1 protein-coding gene is annotated in these 559 nt (G+C 67.3%); it reads left to right on the forward strand.

The window, feature by feature from the left end; all coding sequences use genetic code 11:
• Positions 1-23 precede the first annotated feature (23 nt).
• Positions 24-559 (forward strand): hypothetical protein (locus tag P6F26_RS19610; protein ID WP_278030395.1); only part of this gene is annotated, 536 nt, incomplete at its 3' end.

Here is a 559-nt window from a genome sequence, read left to right on the forward strand (position 1 = left end):
GACCACGCGACACCGGCCCGGACATGACGGTGCCCGGACAGAGGCCGGTCTCGGTCGTTGTCGCGAGCAGCCCGCAGCGACGCTGGACGCTTGCACTGGCCTTTGCCTTGCTTGCCTTTACCGCGATCGTGGCCGCGAGGCTGGGCGTCTCGCCAATCCTCTCGGCCTTGCTCGAACAGGCATCGACGTCGCGCGTCTCGGGCTGGGCGCTGCTGTTGCTCTACGCGGTGCTGCTCGCCATCCCCTTCGTTCCCGGAGCCGAAATCGGCCTCGCCTTGCTGCTCGTGTTCGGCGCGTCCATGGCGTGGCCCGTCTATGTCGCGACGGTCCTCGCCCTTTCGATCGCCTATTGGGTCGGGCGGTTTGCGTCCCGATCCCGGCTCCCGGCCCCTTTTCGCAGGGGACCACCCTCGCCCGCGATTTCGGCGGTCGAGGACGGACTGCGGCATCACCCGTGGCTCAAAGGATTGATGCGTTTTCGTTGGCTTGCCCTTGCCTTGCTGATCAACATGCCGGGCAACACCGCCATCGGTGGCGGAGGCGGCATCGCCATGGCGGT

This window comes from Roseicyclus salinarum (assembly GCF_029624655.1).
Lineage (GTDB): Bacteria > Pseudomonadota > Alphaproteobacteria > Rhodobacterales > Rhodobacteraceae > Roseibacterium > Roseibacterium salinarum.